Genomic DNA, 15,938 nt, shown 5'->3' with positions numbered 1-15,938 from the left:
CGTTGAACTTCGTCATCCGCCAACGTCCCGACCGCGAGAAAGAGCCATGTTTCCGCAGCCGAAGGCAGCGCTGCTGCCCAACACCTACGCCTACGAATCCGAGGCGATGGTAAAACCCACCGGCTTCCGCGAATACGACGCGCGCTGGCTGTTCGGCAAAGAGATTAACCTGATGGGCGTCCAGGCGCTCGGCATGGGGCTCGGCACGCTGATCGCCGAGCTCGGGCGCCCGCAGGAGATCGTCACCGGTCATGATTTCCGCAGCTACTCGGCGTCGATCAAATACGCTCTGATCGCAGGCCTGATGGCGTCCGGCTGCAAGGTCCACGACATCGGGCTGGCGGTGACGCCGATGGCGTATTTCGCGCAGTTCGATCTCGACGTGCCGTGCGTCGCGATGGTCACCGCCTCGCACAACGACAATGGCTGGACCGGCGTCAAGATGGGCGCCAACCGGCCGCTGACTTTCGGCCCTGAGGAGATGACCCGGCTGAAGGAGATCGTGCTGGGCGGCGAGTTCAAAGGCGGAAGCGGCTGCTACGTTTTCCACCAAGACTATCCGGCTCGCTACGTCGCCGATCTCACCAAGCGCACGAGGCTGAAGCGCAAGCTGAAGGTGGTAGTCGCCTGCGGCAATGGCACAGCCGGCGCCTTCGCGCCGCAGGTCATGGCGGCGATCGGCTGCGAGGTGATCCCGCTGGATACCGAGCTCGACCACACTTTCCCGAAATACAATCCGAACCCGGAAGACATGAAGATGCTGCACGCGATCCGCGACGCGGTGCTGCAGCACAAGGCCGACCTCGGCCTCGGCTTCGACGGCGACGGCGACCGTTGCGGCGTGGTCGACGACACCGGCGAGGAGATCTTCGCCGACAAGGTCGGCGTGATGTTGGCGCGCGACATGTCGGCGATCACTGCCGGCGCGCAGTTCGTCGTCGACGTCAAATCCACCGGGCTGTTCGCGACAGATCCGGTGTTGCAGGCGCAGGGCGCCAAGACTGAGTACTGGAAGACCGGCCACTCCTACATGAAGCGCCGGACCAACGAACTGAACGCGCTCGCGGGCTTCGAGAAATCGGGACACTTCTTCTTCAACGCGCCGCCCGGCCGCGGCTACGACGACGGCCTCGTATCGGCGATCGCGATCTGCGAGATGCTCGATCGCGCGCCGGACAAATCGATGTCGCAGCTCAAGGATGCGCTGCCGAAGACATGGTCGTCGCCGACGATGTCACCGCATTGCGACGACGAGAAGAAGTACGGCGTGATCGATGCGGTGGTGAAGCACTTCGAAGCCGCGCAGAAGCACGGCGACCTCGTCGCCGGCCAGCCGATCCGGGATCTCGTTACGGTCAACGGCGTGCGTTTTACCTGTACGGATGGCAGCTGGGGGTTGATACGCGCCTCATCGAACAAGCCGGAGCTGGTCGTCGTGGTCGAGAGCCCGGTTTCGGAGGCGCGGATGCACGAGATGTTCGAAGCGGTCAACCTCGTGTTGCGCCAGCATCCGGAAGTCGGCGCCTACAATCAAACCATATAGGGATGCTGCATCCGATCGCGCGAACGGTGGATCAAGTCTGCTGCACAGTCAGATCGGCTTGTAAGTCTGCCGCGCGCACCAATGATCGGACCCGACGCGCTCACGGCGCCCGACTTGATTGCGGTCGATTGTGACGAGGTACGTCTGAACGCCGAGCGGCTGCCCGGTCACGCCGACCACATCGCCCTGCACGCAGCTATCCCAGCCGCCATATTTTCCGGCGACCGGCGCCGAGAACCGAAGGTCTGCGGGCGATGAGCCCTGCGCAAACACCGCGTTGACGTTGGACTTCAACAAGCTGCCCACATCAGGCGGAGCACCCGGCTCGGACGACGCGGCCGGAGCCTGCTTCATGAAATCCGGCGCGAAGCTGAGATTGGAATCGACCGCGCAGCCACATAGTCCGGTGACTAAAAGTACCACCAATGAATTTGTAGCAAGGCGCTGCATGACGGCTGTTTAGCCTGATCTGCAGAGAGTGAAAATGGGCGCGGTGTCACTGCTCGTCCGCCTCATCTTCGCCGCGCCGGCGTTGCCATCGGAGCCGGGTTGGTTTACTCACTCGCGCCAATCACTTAACGAGTGTTGGACGAATGCGGACGCTAACTATCATTCTTTCGTCGATCATGCTGGGGGCGTGTTCGGGTATTCTCGAAGGTATTCCCGAGCCTGCCGCAGAGGCGCCGACCATCAAATCCGCGACTGCTGATATCAAGAGGGTCGCTGCCGAAGCCAAGCTCCCCGACCCGCTGGAAGTGGCGGGCCCGATCGAAGCCAAGCCGGCCACTGTGGCGCCATGGATCGTCTGCGTGCGCAGCAGTACCCAAGCGCCGGCGAACCAGACCTACGCGCTATTCTACCGAGATATCAAACTGATCTCGTCACGCCCCGCAGCCATCGTCGATCGCTGCGATACGCAGGCCTTTGTCCGGCTGTAGGAACGCCCCTGAGTATCAGGCGTCAGGCGGCATCTTCCTTCAGCACGTCGGCAGGTTCCTCGACGCGGCGCTGATGCGGATAGGCTTCGCTCTCGTAGAGCTCGCGAATGCCCTTCTGATCGAACCGGGCTTCGTCGACCTGCAGATAGGCGCCGTTCAGCGAATCCGCCGGCAGTTCCTCGATGGCAAACTTCACCGCGTCGGCCGCATTGTCGAACCGGCGATAGGTGAAACCAGCACGCTTCTTCTTCCGGATCGCTGCAGGAAATAATTCTGCGGCAGTGTCGAAGCTGAATGCCATGATGCAACTAACCTTTTGACGGTACGCGTGAATTATGCGCGACGCGGAAACTCCGCGAGAGCTCGGCGCAGCGCTGCTCGAATTTCCTCTATAATATAGGCGCAAGCGTCGGAATTGCGACCCCGCGAAGGCGAAATCGCCCAAGACCGGGCGGCGCTTGCGGAATCCCTCAAAGCTTGCGCAGCAGCACCATGACGAGGACGACGATCAGGACCACGCCGATCAGGCCCGTGAGGCCGGAGCCTTGGCCGTAGCCATAGCCGCCGAAGTGACGGCTGAGGCCGCCCAGCAGCAGAATGACCAGGACGATGATGAGAATGGTCGCGAGCGACATGGCACTCTCCCCGCCGATGCGTGGCATATACGCCGGCCTTGGCCGTGGAGAGAGGATACGCTCGATCTTGGCCGAATGCGACGCGTCGCGCTTGCCGCGGCGCGTCGCATTCGAATCGTCAGCGCGGCTTCAGCTTCAGCGCGGCCGAGTTGATGCAGTAGCGCAGGCCGGTCGGTCCCGGCCCGTCCGGGAACACGTGGCCGAGATGGCCGCTGCAGTTCGAGCAAAGCACTTCGGTGCGGACCATGCCGTGGCTGACGTCGCGTTCCTCGTCGATCACTTCCGATTGCGCCGGCGCCGTGAAGCTCGGCCAGCCGCATCCGGAATCGAACTTGGCATCGGACTCGAATAGGGTCTGACCGCAGCCGGCGCACACATAGGTGCCGGGCGTCGTCTCGTATTCATACTCGCCGGTGAACGGACGCTCGGTCGCCTTTTCGCGCAGCACGGCGTACTGAATCGGCGTCAATTCCTTGCGCCACTCGGCCTCGCTCTTGGTGACCTTGCCGGGCGCGGTCTTGGTATCGGTCATGACAACTCCTGAACGTGTGATCGACCTGAGCCTCAGTTCGTCACTTTCGCGCTGCTGACCAGCGCGGGTTTCTCCCGATAGTCCTTCGGGAACAGCTTCTTCAGATTATCGATCTTCGGCAGGTCGTTGTAGACAATATAGGGTTGGCTGGGGTGCAGCGTCAGGTAGTCCTGATGATAGGCTTCTGCCGCATAAAATCCTTCGAGCGCGCCGACTTTGGTGACGATCGGGCCGCCGTAGACCTTGGCGGCGCCGAGCTGTGCAATGTAAGCGTCAGCGACTTTCTTCTGATCATCGTTGAGCGTGAAGATCGCCGAACGATACTGCGTGCCGCGATCGGGACCCTGCCGGTTGAGCTGGGTCGGATCGTGCACCACCGAGAAGAAGATCTGCAGCAGCTTGCCGTAGCTGACCTGCTTGGGATCGTATTTGATCTCCACCGCCTCGGCATGGTCGGTGGTGCCGGTCGACACCATCATGTAGTTCGCGCTCGCCTTGCTGCCACCCGCATAACCGGAGACGGCATTGACGACGCCGGTGGTGTGCTGAAACACGCCCTGCACGCCCCAGAAACAGCCGCCGGCGAACACCGCGGTCTGCATGCCGTCGCCGGCCTTGGCGTCGACCGCCGGCGGCGGGATCACCACTGCTTCCTCGGCGGCGTGCCCCGGCGTGAAACTCGCGGAAAGGGCCAGTGCGCCGAGGGCGGCGGCGTAGTGAGCGAAGCGGCTGATGTAGCGCATGGAGTTTCCTCGGGTTCGACGTTCGATCGCTCGGACCACCGCTGGATCTCTCCACCGCGGCTGCCATCGCTGACAAGATACGGCGAGACCGGGGAAGTGTTACGCCAGCAATCACACGAATGCGTGAGGCAATGACGGTGAATTGAGGCCTCAAAAACTGGAGGCTGTCGGCCCCAAGCACGCCATTCCGGGGTGCTGCGCAGCGGCAGCCAGTCGAGGTCTCGCCTGGTTTTCCAGAACCGGGATTTTAAGGTTAATCGTCAGATGGGCTGGATTGTCGCACCCGAACGGGCCACATTGTCCTTGGCCCGGTGGCGGAAGATCAACGCGGGGGCGGTGCAACGCTCCTTTTTCCTGGTTCAAGTCCAGGCTGGGCCTCCAATACTTCAATTTGACGGTTGACGGCGGTCGTTAAACCCTTTCGCCGCTGCGGAAACTGGTCTAAGACACGGCCGCGCGCCTGGAACGCCCGGCGCTTATGAGCAAGGGACGCGCGGATGCGCGCCCTTTTTTTGTGCCCGAAATTCCCCGCCCGCGTCAGCGAGATTTGATGCCCAAAAGAACCGACATCTCCACGATCCTCATCATCGGCGCCGGTCCCATCGTGATCGGCCAGGCCTGTGAGTTCGACTATTCCGGCACACAGGCGGTCAAGGCGCTGAAGCAGGAAGGCTACCGGGTCGTCCTGGTCAATTCCAATCCGGCCACGATCATGACTGATCCGGAACTGGCCGACGCGACCTATATCGAGCCGATCACGCCCGAGATCGTCGCCAAGATCGTCGAGAAGGAACGCTACGTCATTCCCGGCGGCTTCGCGCTGCTGCCGACCATGGGCGGCCAGACCGCGCTGAACTGCGCGCTGTCGCTGCGCAAGCTCGGCACGCTGGAGAAATTCGACGTCGAGATGATCGGCGCCACCGCCGACGCCATCGACAAGGCCGAGGACCGCGAACGCTTCCGCGAGGCGATGACCAAAATCGGTCTGGAGACGCCCCGCTCCCGCCAGGTCAAGAATCTGCCCGACGCGCTGCGCGCGCTCGACGAAATCGGCTTCCCGGCGCTGATCCGCCCGTCTTTCACCATGGGCGGCACCGGCGGCGGCATCGCCTACACCAAGGCCGAATTCATCGAGATCGTCGAGAGCGGCATCGACGCCTCGCCGACCAGCGAGGTGCTGATCGAAGAATCCATCCTCGGATGGAAAGAATACGAAATGGAGGTTGTCCGCGACAAGAAGGACAACTGCATCATCGTCTGCTCGATCGAAAACCTCGATCCGATGGGCGTGCACACCGGCGACTCGATCACGGTGGCGCCGGCGCTGACGCTGACCGACAAGGAATATCAGATCATGCGCGACGCCTCGCTGGCGGTGCTGCGCGAGATCGGCGTCGAAACCGGCGGCTCCAACGTGCAGTTCGCGGTCAATCCCGAGGACGGCCGGCTGGTCGTGATCGAGATGAACCCCCGCGTGTCGCGCTCGTCGGCGCTGGCGTCGAAGGCCACCGGCTTCCCGATCGCCAAGGTCGCTGCCAAGCTGGCGGTCGGCTACACGCTGGACGAAATTGCCAACGACATCACCGGCGGCGCGACGCCAGCGTCGTTCGAGCCGACCATCGACTACGTCGTCACCAAAATTCCGCGCTTCGCCTTCGAGAAATTCCCCGGCGCCTCGGCCAACCTGACCACCTCGATGAAGTCGGTCGGCGAAGTCATGGCGATCGGCCGCACCTTCCAGGAAAGCCTGCAGAAGGCGCTGCGCGGTCTCGAGACCGGCCTGACCGGCCTCGACGAGATCGAAATCGACGGCCTCGGCCGCGGCGACGACAAGAACGCGATCCGCGCGGCGCTCGGCACCCCGACCCCGAGCCGGCTGCTGCAGGTCGCCCAGGCGATGCGGCTGGGCTGGACCGACGAGGAGATCTTCAACTCCTGCAAGATCGACCCGTGGTTCCTGGCGCAGCTGCGCGGCATTGTCGACATGGAAGCGCGGGTGCGCTCCAGCGGCCTGCCGGAGCACTCCTTCGGCATGCGGACCCTGAAGGCGATGGGGTTCTCCGACGCCCGCCTGGCCGTGCTGGCCGGCACCACCGAAGCCGACGTCAAGGCGAAGCGCCGCGCGCTCGACGTCCGCCCGGTGTTCAAGCGCATCGACACCTGCGCGGCGGAGTTCGCCTCGCCGACCGCCTACATGTACTCGACCTACGAGTCGCCGTTCGCCGGCCCCGCGTCCGACGAGAGCCGGCCTTCGGACAAGAACAAGGTCATCATCCTCGGCGGCGGTCCGAACCGGATCGGCCAGGGCATCGAGTTCGACTATTGCTGCTGCCATGCCTGCTTCGCGCTGCATGACGCCGGCTACGAGTCGATCATGGTGAACTGCAACCCCGAAACCGTGTCGACCGACTACGACACCGCGGACCGGCTGTATTTCGAACCGCTGACTGCCGAAGACGTACTCGAGATCATCGACACCGAACGCAGCAAGGGCAGCCTGAAGGGCGTCATCGTCCAGTTCGGCGGCCAGACGCCGCTGAAGCTGGCGCGCGCGCTGGAAGCCGCCGACGTGCCGATCCTCGGCACCTCGCCGGACGCGATCGACCTCGCCGAGGACCGCGACCGCTTCAAGCGCATCCTCGACAAGCTGCGGCTGAAGCAGCCGAAGAACGGCATCGCCTATTCGGTCGAGCAGGCGCGCCTGGTCGCGGCCGAACTCGGCCTGCCGCTGGTGGTGCGCCCGTCTTACGTGCTCGGCGGCCGCGCCATGCAGATCATTCGCGAGGACAATCAGCTCAGCGATTATCTGCTCGGCACCCTGCCCGAGCTCGTCCCCGGCGACGTCAAGGCGCGCTACCCGAACGACAAGACCGGCCAGATCAACACCGTGCTCGGCACCAACCCGCTGCTGTTCGACCGCTATCTGTCGGACGCCACGGAAGTCGACGTCGACTGCCTGTCCGACGGCAAGGACACCTTCATCGTCGGCATCATGGAGCACATCGAGGAAGCCGGCATTCATTCCGGCGACTCGGCCTGCTCGCTGCCGCCCTACTCGCTCGACGCGCCGATCATCGCCGAGCTGGAGCGGCAGACCCGGGAGCTTGCGCTCGGCCTCGACGTCGTCGGCCTGATGAACGTGCAGTACGCCATTAAGGACGGCGAGATCTACGTTCTCGAGGTCAATCCGCGGGCCTCGCGAACGGTGCCGTTCGTCGCCAAGGTGATCGGTATGCCGGTTGCCAAGCTGGCCGCCCGGATCATGGCCGGCGAGAAGATCGCGGACCTCGGTCTGGAGAAACGCATGCTGGGCCACGTCGGCGTCAAGGAATCGGTCTTCCCGTTCGCCCGCTTCCCCGGCGTCGACACCGTGCTCGGCCCGGAGATGCGTTCGACCGGCGAAGTCATGGGCCTCGACCGCTCGTTCGAGATCGCCTTCGCCAAGAGTCAGCTCGGCGGCGGCACCCGCGTGCCGCGCAAGGGCACGGTGTTTGTCTCGGTCAGGGAAAACGACAAGACCCGGATCATCGACGCCGTGAAGCTGCTCCATGAAGTCGGCTTCAAGGTGATCGCCACCTCCGGCACGCAGCGCTATCTCAGCGACCACGGCGTCCCGGCCGAGAAGATCAACAAGGTGTTGGAAGGCCGTCCGCACATCGTCGACGCCATCATGAACGGCGAGGTCCAATTGGTGTTCAACACCACCGAGGGGCCGCAGGCCTTGGCCGACAGCCGCTCGCTGCGGCGGGCTGCCCTCTTGCATAAGGTGCCATATTACACCACTCTTTCCGGGGCTGTGGCGGCCGCAAAGGGAATCCGGGCCTATCTGGGCGGAGACCTTGAGGTTCGGACCTTGCAGAGCTACTTTTCCCAATCCTGATCGACAGCCGGGCCGCGTGCCCGGCAAACTGATCGGCAAGGCCGGGAACCCGCCAGCTTCAAGTTAGTTTTAATCGGCCCTCGCGGCGATCCTGAGCTACCGGCTGGAAGTATTCCTGGAAGTTTTGGGTACCCGCGCGGCGGCTCGCCCTTATGCAAGCTGACGAGATTGCGGTTGGTCACGATGTGACCAGCCGCGGCGAATATCGAGGATGAAGGCAAGATGGTCGAAAAGGTACCGATGACGGCGGGCGGCTACGCCGCGCTCTCGGACGAATTGAAGAAGCGCCAGTCGCAGGATCGTCCGCGCATCATCGAGCATATCGCCGAGGCGCGCTCGCATGGCGACCTCTCGGAGAACGCCGAGTATCACGCCGCCAAGGAAGAGCAGTCGCACAACGAGGGCCGCATCGCGGAGCTCGAGGACAAGCTCGCGCGCGCCGACATCATCGACATCAGCAAGCTGTCCGGCGACACCATCAAGTTCGGCGCCACCGTGACGCTGATCGACGAGGACACAGAGAAAAAGGCCGTCTGGCAGATCGTCGGCGAAGCCGAGGCAGACGCCAAGAAGGGCAAGATCTCGATCACCTCGCCGCTCGCCCGCGCCCTGATCGGCAAGACCAAGGGCACCTCCGTCGAGGTCAATGCCCCCGGCGGCGCCAAGGCCTACGAGATCGCAAAGGTCGAATGGCGCTGACGCGTTTTTCGAGCAGGTAGTGCACAGAAGGCCGCCGAGGGCGGCCTTTTTGCTGTGTGCAGAGTAGTGAGCGCCTTCCAGGTGATCACGCCAGCCGGACAAACATCACTTGTCCGTGTTGCAGGGTGCGACCAATGGACAAGGGCGCGGAACGCCAAGTATCCAACTGCGATCCGTCATCAACAAAGGACTCGCACCGAACATGGACAGCTTCGCCGCCAAGTGGCAGCCCACGGTCCTGAGCTTGTTTCGCTTCATCACCGGCCTGCTGCTGTTTCAGTACGGCGTGGCGAAAATCTTCAAGTTTCCGGTGGTCCCTTACTTCGCCAAGGTCGAATTGTTCTCGCTCATCGGCTTCGCCGGTGCGCTCGAACTCATTCTCGGCGCGATGCTGATGCTCGGTCTGTTCACCAGGCTGGTCGCCTTCATCCTGTCGGGCGAGATGGCGTTCGCTTACTTCATCGGCCACGTATTCAAGGGCGAAGCGCCGGTGTGGTTTCCGCTGTTGAACGGCGGCACCGCCGCGATCCTGTTCTGCTTCGCCTGCTTGTATCTGGCGACAGCGGGTGGCGGACCGATCAGTCTCGACGCAGCCCTGCGCCGCAAGATCTGAACCTCCCCAACCAATTTTGGACGCCGGGCCCGGCCCGGCGGTCAGGTCGCCGACTTCAACTCCAGCGGCACGGCGGCCGCATACTTCGAATTCCTCAGCACCAGCGACGTGCGGACGTTACGGACATGGGGAGCGGCGGTGAGATGCGCCACGAAGGCCTGAAAGGTCGCCATATCGGGCGCGACGCATTTCAGAATGAAATCGACCTCGCCGGACAGCATCCAGCACTCCCTGACGAGCGGCTCGTTGCGGACGAACTCCTCAAACCCGCGCAGATCGGCTTCAGCCTGGCTCGACAGGTGCACCGAGGCGAACACGGTCACGTCGAAGCCGAGATGGGCCGGGTCGAGCAGGCCGCGATAGCCCTGGATGTAGCCCTCTTCCTCCAGGGTGCGGACGCGGCGCAGACAAGGCGGCGGCGAGATCCCGACGCGCTTCGCCAATTCGACATTGGTGATTCGACCGTCCTCCTGGATTTCCTGGAGGATTTTCAGGTCGATCTGGTCGAGGCTCTTGGACACGCAGCGAAATCCCGTGTTGCGGACGTGGCGGGCAACGCTCCCGTCTTAGCTGAGTTGACACATCCTGCGCAATTTTATTTCGCGATGCTCACAACTCGTTTGCCAAACACCGTGGGAAATCCTGCACAGACGGATTGCAAATCTTGCATAGCTCTCTAGATGACATAATGTTGCGTCTAAACCTTCCGCCCATTGGCGATGCCCCTGCCAGGCCATTCCTGCTTCGCGCCGCCCTATATTTGGGGAGCTGAAACATGCCCAGTCCAGTCCACGCCAAAGTCGTGATCATCGGCTCAGGACCGGCCGGCTACACCGCAGCGATCTATGCCGCCCGCGCCATGCTTGAGCCGGTCCTGCTGCAAGGAATGCAGCCTGGGGGTCAGCTGACCATCACCACCGACGTGGAGAACTACCCCGGCTTCGCCGACGTCATCCAGGGCCCCTGGCTGATGGAGCAGATGGAGAAGCAGGCCGTCCATGTCGGCACCAAGATCATCACCGATCTGGTCGTGAACCTCGATCTGAGCCAGTGCCCGTTCCGGCTCACCTGCGACAGCGGCGACGTCTACATCGCCGACACGGTGATCCTCGCCACCGGGGCGCAGGCACGCTGGCTCGGCCTGCCGTCGGAGCAGACCTACAAGGGGTTCGGCGTTTCGGCCTGCGCGACCTGCGATGGCTTCTTCTATCGCGGCAAGGAAGTGGTGGTCGTCGGCGGTGGCAACACCGCGGTCGAGGAAGCACTGTTTCTGACTAACTTCGCGTCCAAGGTCACCATCGTCCATCGCCGTGATCATTTCCGGGCCGAGCGCATCCTGCAGGACCGCCTGTTCAAGAACCCGAAGATCAACGTGGTCTGGGACAGCGCCGTCGACGAGATCTGCGGCAGCGACAACCCGACCAAGGTCACGCATGTCCGGCTGAAGAACGTCAAGAGCGGCGCGATAACCGAACTGCCGGCCGATGGCGTGTTCATTGCGATCGGCCACGCGCCCGCGACCGAGCTGGTGAAAGACCAGCTCAAGCTGAAGCCGTCCGGCTATGTTCAGGTGGCGCCGAATTCGACCGCCACCTCGGTGCCGGGCGTGTTCGCCGCCGGCGACGTGGCTGACGAAACGTATCGTCAGGCCGTCACCGCAGCAGGCCTCGGCTGCATGGCCGCGCTCGAAGCCGAACGCTTTCTGGCAATGGCGGCCAATGAACGCGAGGCGGCGGAATAACCGTGCCTCGAAACCGCGACGGGTTCACCGATATGGATTGGGATAAGCTCAAGGTCTTTCACGCGGCTGCCGAAGCCGGCAGCTTCACCCATGCGGGTGAACAGCTCGGCCTGTCGCAATCAGCCGTCTCGCGCCAAGTCAGCGCGCTCGAGCAGGAGCTGTCGGTCTCGCTGTTCCACCGCCACGCGCGTGGTCTGATACTCACCGAACAGGGCGACCTGCTGTTCCGTACCGCGCACGACGTGTTCATGCAGCTTCAGGCGGCGCGTGCCAAGCTGACCGACAGCCGCGAGCGGCCGAGCGGAGATCTGAAGATCACCACGACGCCGGGGCTCGGCATTCACTGGCTGGTGCCGCGGCTCGGCGAGTTCACCGCGCTGTATCCCGAGATCCGGATCTCGCTGATCGTCACCGACGAAGAGCTGGATCTGTCGATGCGCGAGGCTGACGTCGCGATCCGCACCCGCAAGCCGACCCAGCCCGACCTGATCCAGCGAAAACTGTTCTCAATCGGCTTCCACGCCTATTGCTCTCCCGAATACATCAAGCATTTCGGCACGCCGCGCACGCTTGAAGAGCTGGATAACCACCGGCTGATCATGCTGAGCGACAATCAGGTACCGCAGCATCTGCAGAACCGCAGCTGGCTGGTCGACGCCGGCCGCAACGGCCAAGGGCCGCGCGAGCCGTACTTCAAGGTCAACAACATCCTCGGTCTGGTGCGGGCTTGTCAGCAGGGCCTCGGCATCGCGGCGCTGCCCGACTACCTGGTCGAAGATCCGAACCGGCTGGTACAGCTGTTCGACGAGCAGGACTCGATCCAGCTCGACACATATTTCGTCTATCCAGAAGAGCTGAAGACCGTCGCCCGCGTCCAGGTCTTCCGCGACTTCGTGGTCAACAAGGCGCAGCGCTGGCCGAGCTGAGTTCGGCGCTCTCGTGCTCTCGGTCAAGCCCCAGGAGGCCTGCGACGCCGCCAGCTCTGCGCGGCATCGCCGCGGCCACGTATGCATGACTGACATGCGGCGACCCTGGTTGCTGGATGCCGTTTTCGCGGATCAAATGGCTACATGCTGAGGGTTCGCACTACACTTGTCCCCCTCCTCCAGTGGTGTGGAGCTTCAGTTATCCCTCTTGGAAGGTGATTGTGTCGGCCTCTTGAGGCCATGACCTCAGCCGGGTTCCTTGTGAGCCCGGCTTTTTTCTTGCGCTGATGAGCGTCAGCTTATCGGCTGGGTGCGGGCAGCCCGGCCGCAACGGCGAAAAACCGCGGCGAGTTACGCCGCGGCCGGAGGCCGAGAACGCGCGATGCCGCGCGTCGTTATGTGCGATGATTAGGCGGCCTGCTTGTGCATCGCCCCGGATGCAGCACCCGCCCCGCGGATCGCCTTGACCGAGCGCTCGATCGCGGCCCACAATCGGCTGATCTCGTAGGCGGCGCGTCCTTCCGCCGCATATTCCCGAGCGCCCTGGCCTTCGCCCAGCGCCATCAGCAGGTCGGCACGATTGGTGATCTGACCACCCCAAACCGGCGCCTTGAACTTGGCGAGTGCGTCACGCGCAATGGTGACAATGCGGCTTTCCGTTTCGTCGCGGAGCGCCGGTGCGCCGTTGAGCACGACCGCATAAGGCTTGCGGCTGGAGCGGCAGCTCTGGATCGTCTCCTGCACCGCATTGACGTCGAACACGCCCGGGCGCGCCGGTATGATGACCATGGTGGCATGACGGATCGCGTCGTCGACGACGGCGGACAAGTTCGGCGGCGTGTCGATGAACACCCAATCGATGCCATCGCGCTTGGCGGAAGCGACGATCTCACCCACGGAACGCGTTGCCGTGCGAAGCGGCGGCTCGTTAGTACCACGCAATTTGTGCCACAGCGTGAGTGAGCCCTGCGGATCGGCATCGACCAACAAACAGCGCTTCGACGCTTTGGTAAGATGGGCAGCCAAGTGAGCGGTCAGTGTGCTCTTGCCTGCGCCGCCTTTACGTGACGCAAAGACGATGACATTCATACGACGGGCCTCCCGATTGACCATTGATTCACAAAGGTGAATCAGGACGCTGATTCGTGGAAGATAAAAGTGCGGACGACCGCCGACGGCGCTTGACGATTGCAGCGTTACGGCGGCTTTTGAGTCACACGGACATCCGGCTGCGTGCATGCTAGGCGCTGAGCCGCTTTGCCGCAGAATCCGCGGCCGAATCGCGGGCGTGCTGTTCAGGGTCGAACGGCATGGCGTCGACGCCGCGCTTGCGCTGGTGCTCGAGCCACTTTCGTTCCAGCCAGCTCAGTATCCGCGCTGTCGGTTTTTCGAGCACCGGGATGTCCTGCGAAATCAGGACAAGGCCGAGCGGCAGCATCCAGAGCCCGAGTATGGGAAGAAAGCTGAGCAACCCGCCGCCAACCAACGCCACACCGACCGGCAGGCGCACATAGCGCGAAGACGGTTTGCGCAACCACCCAACGAATCGAGCGGGCTTAGGCGGCAGCTTGGACTCGAACCACGCAAGATGGCGTTCGATTTCAGCGCGGTGATCGAGGTCGCTCATGGGTTTCTCCATTCGCCTCTACGTATGTATCTGCCGTGCTTCGATCCAGAGCAACTGGCCGCCAGCTCCATGAACAATCGATCATCCGACAGCGCGTTACGATTCGTTGGCGCCGACGCCGCGCTGATCGAGCAGATCTTGGCCCTTCGCAGTGACCTCGTAGCTCCGCTGTCCCTGCTCGTTCGGCACAATCGCGGCGAATCCTTGCGAAATCAGATGATCCAGTTCCAGCCGCTGCCCGGCGTTCAAGTCGCGCCCGGCCGTACGCGCAATGTCGACTAGCACGGCGATCGCTTCATTGCTGGGTTGGTATTCCGCCATCGCTTCCCTGCTCCGCTCCGGCGAAAGGAACGTGCCGCGCGGGGCCTCGTTCCACCGCGCGTCGCAGAGCCTGGCGAGGTCCGCTCAGCAGATTGGCTGGGCCTCGAGGCGAACGATCGAGACGTGTCACGCTTCCCGTCAGGAACCGACGTGCAATCGGATCGATCACGATCGACGCTTCGCCCGATCTCGAACCAGACGGACGTCGGTTGCCGGACCAGCGAGCGAAGGAGAACTGGGGAATAACGTGGTACAGTTGGGTGGGCTCGAACCACCGACCTCCTGTTCCACAGACAGGCGCTCTAACCAACTGAGCTACAACTGCATCCGGCGCGGCTCGGGCCGCGAACGGGCGGAAACTAGGTGCAACGCCGCGCTTTGGCAAGACCGCGTTGCGCCCTCCGACCAATGTCGAGGGGCGGATCGATAAAAAAGCCCGGGACAGGTCCCGGGCTTCGATATTCGCTTCTCTCGGATCGGCTCAGCCGGCGGTGCTGAAGATCTTCGAGGCGTTGGCCTTGATCGGCTCGACGGTCTCAGCCGCAACCTTCTGCGACAGCTCGGTCAGCTCCTTGGTCTGCGAGGTCAGGACTTCGACCTGCTTCTTGGCGTGCGACGTCCACATTTCCAGCACTTCCGGCAGCGTCTTGGCGCCGATCAGGCTGTGAGCGAAGTCGAAGCTGGCGGTGGTGTTGGTCTTCACGAAGTCGAACACCTTCGAGGAGTAGTCGGTCGCGCCCTTGCTGGCGGACGTGAACACAGCTTCGATGGCACCGTTGTTGCTCTCGGCAACATCACGCAGCTTGCTGTAGCTCTCGCGAGCCTGGGAAACGCCTTTCTCGGCAAATGCGCGAACCTGCTCGGGAAGCTGAAACGGGATGACGGTAGAGAACGGATCGTTCGAATCGGCCATAGGGGCGCCCTTCCTGATGAAAAATCCAAGTCACCCACGCGCGGAGCCCCTTAAAAGAGGGCCAGCGTAGCGGGCCTAAAACTGGATCGACCGCTTTCGGTCATCCTATGCGAGGATGATGACACGAAATTTGTGCAATGCAACATAAAAATGCATCGCACTGCCACATTGTGCGCCACTTAGGCCATCGGTGTGACCGACGCGGTATTTTCGTGCCACTTAACTTTTGGGTGTGGCAGCGTCCTGGGCGGCTTTGCTTACCGCATGGCCAAGTTCGGTGGCCTGCTCCGCCAGCGCCTTCATTTGGGCCTGAACGTATTCACTGTGCAGTCGCAACACATCTCCCAAGTCCTTGGCGTGGACGAGCTGCTGAGCATAGTCCAGCGCCGCCGAGACGTTGCGCTCGGCAAATCCAACGGCCTTGGTGGTGATGTCCTTGGCGTTAGCTCGGACAACCGCGCCGCGATCCTCGATCGTCGTGGCGGTCTGCTGCGCGTTGGACAGCATGTGCTCGAAGGCCTTGCGGGCCTGATCGAAGCTGGCTTCCGCGATGGAGCGCATTTCCTTGGGAATTTCGAACCGGTCCCGCCCGTCCTGATCCATGGTCCACTCCTGTTCCGAGAGGCCGCTTCACGGCCCAATTGAGCCTGCCTTACGATAACGCCAGCTTCGCATCAGCCGTGTGACCGCATCCTTGTCATCGTGACCCAACAAAGGATTTTTGCAACCTTACAACGCGGTCTCCCTTACAACGCCGACTTGCGCACCAGGGTTCGGCCGCCTCACGGCCAAATTAAGGTTATCGCCGCTTAGCTTGGGACAGCGCA

General features: G+C 62.8%; 18 protein-coding genes and 2 tRNA genes. 8 read left to right on the top strand and 12 right to left on the bottom strand.

The annotated features are described in order from the left end of the window. The first annotated feature begins 46 nt into the window (after positions 1-46). Positions 47-1,543, top strand: a complete 1,497-nt coding sequence (locus tag D4Q52_RS15750) for a phosphomannomutase/phosphoglucomutase (RefSeq protein WP_119857508.1) — start codon at positions 47-49, stop codon at positions 1,541-1,543. Positions 1,544-1,591: 48 nt separating this feature from the next. Here D4Q52_RS15750 and D4Q52_RS15745 read toward each other — a convergent pair whose 3' ends face one another. Then, positions 1,592-1,966, bottom strand: coding sequence for a hypothetical protein (locus D4Q52_RS15745; protein WP_234831213.1), 375 nt, complete (start codon positions 1,964-1,966; stop codon positions 1,592-1,594). Between the two features lie 170 nt (positions 1,967-2,136). Here D4Q52_RS15745 and D4Q52_RS15740 point away from each other — a divergent pair, with 170 nt between their 5' ends. Then, positions 2,137-2,481 (top strand): hypothetical protein, encoded by a 345-nt coding sequence (locus tag D4Q52_RS15740; protein ID WP_119857506.1) that lies wholly within the window; start codon positions 2,137-2,139, stop codon positions 2,479-2,481. 22 nt (positions 2,482-2,503) lie between these two features. Here D4Q52_RS15740 and D4Q52_RS15735 read toward each other — a convergent pair whose 3' ends face one another. The 4 genes from D4Q52_RS15735 to msrA form a co-directional block, all read right to left on the bottom strand. Beyond that, positions 2,504-2,782 carry a hypothetical protein gene (locus tag D4Q52_RS15735; RefSeq protein WP_182915331.1) on the bottom strand — a complete coding sequence of 93 codons (279 nt, stop codon included), beginning with the start codon at positions 2,780-2,782 and terminating at the stop codon, positions 2,504-2,506. A gap of 169 nt (positions 2,783-2,951) precedes the next feature. Next, entirely contained in the window at positions 2,952-3,116 is a 165-nt protein-coding gene (locus D4Q52_RS15730; RefSeq protein WP_119857505.1) for a DUF3309 family protein, read from the bottom strand. 118 nt (positions 3,117-3,234) lie between these two features. Further along, entirely contained in the window at positions 3,235-3,648 is a 414-nt protein-coding gene (gene msrB, locus D4Q52_RS15725; protein ID WP_119857504.1) for a peptide-methionine (R)-S-oxide reductase MsrB, read from the bottom strand. A gap of 32 nt (positions 3,649-3,680) precedes the next feature. Further along, positions 3,681-4,391, bottom strand: a complete 711-nt coding sequence (gene msrA, locus D4Q52_RS15720) for a peptide-methionine (S)-S-oxide reductase MsrA (protein WP_119857503.1) — start codon at positions 4,389-4,391, stop codon at positions 3,681-3,683. A 305-nt stretch (positions 4,392-4,696) separates the two neighbouring features. Here msrA and D4Q52_RS15715 point away from each other — a divergent pair. The 4 genes from D4Q52_RS15715 to D4Q52_RS15700 all read left to right on the top strand — a co-directional run bounded on the left by D4Q52_RS15715 (position 4,697) and on the right by D4Q52_RS15700 (position 9,583). Beyond that, a tRNA-OTHER gene (locus tag D4Q52_RS15715) sits at positions 4,697-4,772 on the top strand. Between the two features lie 169 nt (positions 4,773-4,941). Continuing rightward, positions 4,942-8,271: a carbamoyl-phosphate synthase large subunit gene (carB, locus tag D4Q52_RS15710; protein ID WP_119857502.1), complete on the top strand. Its 3,330-nt coding sequence runs from the start codon at positions 4,942-4,944 to the stop codon at positions 8,269-8,271. A 222-nt stretch (positions 8,272-8,493) separates the two neighbouring features. Beyond that, a complete protein-coding gene (gene greA, locus D4Q52_RS15705; RefSeq protein ID WP_119857501.1) occupies positions 8,494-8,970 on the top strand; it encodes a transcription elongation factor GreA in 477 nt (158 codons plus the stop codon). A 202-nt stretch (positions 8,971-9,172) separates the two neighbouring features. Then, a complete protein-coding gene (locus D4Q52_RS15700; protein ID WP_119857500.1) occupies positions 9,173-9,583 on the top strand; it encodes a DoxX family protein in 411 nt (136 codons plus the stop codon). Positions 9,584-9,624: 41 nt separating this feature from the next. On the opposite strand, the gene D4Q52_RS15695 is transcribed toward D4Q52_RS15700, so the two are convergent. Beyond that, on the bottom strand, positions 9,625-10,104 hold the full coding sequence (locus tag D4Q52_RS15695) for an Lrp/AsnC family transcriptional regulator (protein ID WP_119857499.1): 480 nt from the start codon (positions 10,102-10,104) through the stop codon (positions 9,625-9,627). Between the two features lie 254 nt (positions 10,105-10,358). On the opposite strand from D4Q52_RS15695, the gene trxB reads away from it, so the two are divergent. Continuing rightward, complete coding sequence (gene trxB / locus D4Q52_RS15690; RefSeq protein ID WP_119857498.1) at positions 10,359-11,324, top strand: thioredoxin-disulfide reductase; 966 nt, start codon at positions 10,359-10,361, stop codon at positions 11,322-11,324. Between the two features lie 32 nt (positions 11,325-11,356). Continuing rightward, positions 11,357-12,250, top strand: a complete 894-nt coding sequence (locus tag D4Q52_RS15685; protein ID WP_119857497.1) for a LysR family transcriptional regulator — start codon at positions 11,357-11,359, stop codon at positions 12,248-12,250. A gap of 408 nt (positions 12,251-12,658) precedes the next feature. Here the strand turns inward: D4Q52_RS15685 and D4Q52_RS15680 are convergent, their stop codons facing one another. The 6 genes from D4Q52_RS15680 to D4Q52_RS15655 all read right to left on the bottom strand — a co-directional run bounded on the left by D4Q52_RS15680 (position 12,659) and on the right by D4Q52_RS15655 (position 15,714). Further along, positions 12,659-13,339 (bottom strand): ParA family protein, encoded by a 681-nt coding sequence (locus D4Q52_RS15680; protein ID WP_119857496.1) that lies wholly within the window; start codon positions 13,337-13,339, stop codon positions 12,659-12,661. Between the two features lie 151 nt (positions 13,340-13,490). Beyond that, entirely contained in the window at positions 13,491-13,877 is a 387-nt protein-coding gene (locus D4Q52_RS15675) for a hypothetical protein (RefSeq protein WP_119857551.1), read from the bottom strand. A 96-nt stretch (positions 13,878-13,973) separates the two neighbouring features. Next, the gene (locus D4Q52_RS15670; protein WP_119857495.1) at positions 13,974-14,198 is read right to left on the bottom strand and encodes a hypothetical protein; all 225 of its coding nucleotides are present in this window, start codon (positions 14,196-14,198) and stop codon (positions 13,974-13,976) included. A 248-nt stretch (positions 14,199-14,446) separates the two neighbouring features. Continuing rightward, a tRNA-His gene (locus D4Q52_RS15665) sits at positions 14,447-14,523 on the bottom strand. Between the two features lie 156 nt (positions 14,524-14,679). Next, entirely contained in the window at positions 14,680-15,111 is a 432-nt protein-coding gene (locus D4Q52_RS15660; protein WP_119857494.1) for a phasin, read from the bottom strand. Positions 15,112-15,330: 219 nt separating this feature from the next. Next, a complete protein-coding gene (locus tag D4Q52_RS15655) occupies positions 15,331-15,714 on the bottom strand; it encodes a phasin (RefSeq protein WP_119857493.1) in 384 nt (127 codons plus the stop codon). Between the last annotated feature and the right edge of the window lie 224 nt (positions 15,715-15,938).

Origin of the sequence: Rhodopseudomonas palustris, assembly GCF_003591005.1 — a bacterium.
Taxonomy (GTDB): Bacteria; Pseudomonadota; Alphaproteobacteria; order Rhizobiales; family Xanthobacteraceae; genus Rhodopseudomonas; species Rhodopseudomonas palustris_K.
Note: the sequence above shows the minus strand (reverse complement) of the source record. Positions and strands in the feature narration are given on the sequence as shown.